This is a genomic window from Shewanella sp. SM21, from assembly GCF_025654335.1.
Lineage (GTDB): Bacteria > Pseudomonadota > Gammaproteobacteria > Enterobacterales > Shewanellaceae > Shewanella > Shewanella oncorhynchi.
In genome coordinates this window covers 1-2946 of the sequence record NZ_JAKKRL010000030.1, presented here as the reverse complement: position 1 = coordinate 2946, position 2946 = coordinate 1, and the positions used below count along the sequence as shown (strand labels likewise).

At 51.2% G+C, this 2946-nt stretch carries 1 rRNA gene; it reads left to right on the top strand.

The features are described 5' to 3' along the window. The first annotated feature begins 25 nt into the window (after positions 1-25). Positions 26-2928 (top strand): 23S ribosomal RNA (locus L5L94_RS21690). Positions 2929-2946 lie beyond the last annotated feature (18 nt).

Below are 2946 nucleotides of genomic sequence, written 5' to 3'. Positions count from 1 at the left end.
TGAGTGAAACTCATTTGGGTTGTATGGTTAAGCGACTAAGCGTATACGGTGGATGCCTTGGCAGTCAGAGGCGATGAAGGACGTAGTAACTTGCGAAAAGCGTTGGCGAGCTAGTAACAAGCATTTGAGCTAACGATGTCCGAATGGGGGAACCCAGCAGCATAAGCTGTTATCGCAACATGAATACATAGTGTTGCGAGGCGAACGAGGGGAACTGAAACATCTAAGTACCCTTAGGAAAAGAAATCAACCGAGATTCCCCTAGTAGCGGCGAGCGAACGGGGATTAGCCCTTAAGTCAGTGGGGTGTTAGTGGAATGCGTTGGAAAGCGCAGCGGCACAGGGTGATAGCCCCGTACATGAAAACTAACCATTGATGAAAACGAGTAAGGCGGGACACGTGACATCCTGTTTGAATATGGGGGGACCATCCTCCAAGGCTAAATACTCCTGACTGACCGATAGTGAACCAGTACCGTGAGGGAAAGGCGAAAAGAACCCCTGTGAGGGGAGTGAAATAGAACCTGAAACCGTATACGTACAAGCAGTGGGAGCGGTTCTTGAGACCGTGACTGCGTACCTTTTGTATAATGGGTCAGCGACTTACATTTTGTAGCGAGGTTAAGCGAATAGCGGAGCCGTAGGGAAACCGAGTGTTAACTGCGCGTTTAGTTGCAAGGTGTAGACCCGAAACCCGGTGATCTAGCCATGGGCAGGTTGAAGGTTGAGTAACATCAACTGGAGGACCGAACCGACTAATGTTGAAAAATTAGCGGATGACTTGTGGCTGGGGGTGAAAGGCCAATCAAACCGGGAGATATCTGGTTCTCCTCGAAAGCTATTTAGGTAGCGCCTCGAGCGAATACCATTGGGGGTAGAGCACTGTTAAGGCTAGGGGGTCATCCCGACTTACCAACCCTTTGCAAACTCCGAATACCAATGAGTACTACTCGGGAGACAGACGGCGGGTGCTAACGTCCGTCGTCAAAAGGGAAACAACCCAGACCGTCAGCTAAGGTCCCAAAGTACTAGCTAAGTGGGAAACGATGTGGGAAGGCTTAGACAGCTAGGATGTTGGCTTAGAAGCAGCCATCATTTAAAGAAAGCGTAATAGCTCACTAGTCGAGTCGGCCTGCGCGGAAGATGTAACGGGGCTAAGCTAGTCACCGAAGCTACGGGTGCACAGTTTACTGTGCGCGGTAGAGGAGCGTTCTGTAAGCCGTTGAAGGTGAAGGGGTAACCCACGCTGGAGGTATCAGAAGTGCGAATGCTGACATGAGTAACGATAAAGGGGGTGAAAAACCCCCTCGCCGAAAGACCAAGGGTTCCTGTCCAACGTTAATCGGGGCAGGGTGAGTCGACCCCTAAGGTGAGGCCGAAAGGCGTAATCGATGGGAAACAGATTAATATTTCTGTACTTCCGCTAACTGCGATGGAGAGACGGAGAAGGCTAGGCTAGCGCGGCGTTGGTAGTCCGCGTTTAAGGTGGTAGGTGGTGTTCTTAGGCAAATCCGGGGACACGTACTTAAATGTACACACTGAGAGCTGATGACGAGGTCCTAAGGGACTGAAGTAGTTGATGCCATGCTTCCAGGAAAATCTTCTAAGCTTCAGGTTAGTGGGAATCGTACCCCAAACCGACACAGGTGGTCGGGTAGAGAATACCAAGGCGCTTGAGAGAACTCGGCTGAAGGAACTAGGCAAAATGGTACCGTAACTTCGGGAGAAGGTACGCTCCTGTTGGTGATGAGACTTGCTCTCTAAGCTGACGGGAGTCGCAGATACCAGGTGGCTGCAACTGTTTATCAAAAACACAGCACTGTGCAAACTCGCAAGAGGAAGTATACGGTGTGACGCCTGCCCGGTGCCGGAAGGTTAATTGATTGGGTTATCGCAAGAGAAGCTCATGATCGAAGCCCCGGTAAACGGCGGCCGTAACTATAACGGTCCTAAGGTAGCGAAATTCCTTGTCGGGTAAGTTCCGACCTGCACGAATGGCGTAATGATGGCCACGCTGTCTCCAGCCGAGACTCAGTGAAGTTGAAATTGCGGTGAAGATGCCGTATACCCGCGGCTAGACGGAAAGACCCCGTGAACCTTTACTATAGCTTGGCACTGAACATTGAACCTACATGTGTAGGATAGGTGGGAGACTWTGAAGTTGTGACGCTAGTCATGATGGAGTCGTCCTTGAAATACCACCCTTGTAGTTTTGATGTTCTAACCTAGGTCCCTTATCGGGATTAGGGACAGTGCCTGGTGGGTAGTTTGACTGGGGCGGTCTCCTCCCAAAGAGTAACGGAGGAGCACGAAGGTTGGCTAAGTACGGTCGGACATCGTACGGTTAGTGCAATGGCATAAGCCAGCTTAACTGCGAGACATACACGTCGAGCAGGTACGAAAGTAGGTCATAGTGATCCGGTGGTTCTGAATGGAAGGGCCATCGCTCAACGGATAAAAGGTACTCCGGGGATAACAGGCTGATACCGCCCAAGAGTTCATATCGACGGCGGTGTTTGGCACCTCGATGTCGGCTCATCACATCCTGGGGCTGAAGTCGGTCCCAAGGGTATGGCTGTTCGCCATTTAAAGTGGTACGCGAGCTGGGTTCAGAACGTCGTGAGACAGTTCGGTCCCTATCTGCCGTGGGCGTTGGATGATTGAAGGGAGCTGCTCCTAGTACGAGAGGACCGGAGTGGACGAACCGCTGGTGTTCGGGTTGTCATGCCAATGGCATTGCCCGGTAGCTACGTTCGGAATCGATAACCGCTGAAAGCATCTAAGCGGGAAGCGAGCCCTAAGATGAGTCATCCCTAGGAATTTAATTCCTCTAAAGAGCCGTTCGAGACTAGGACGTTGATAGGCATGGTGTGTAAGCGTTGTGAGGCGTTGAGCTAACATGTACTAATGACTCGAGAGGCTTAACCATACAACCCAGATGGGTTTT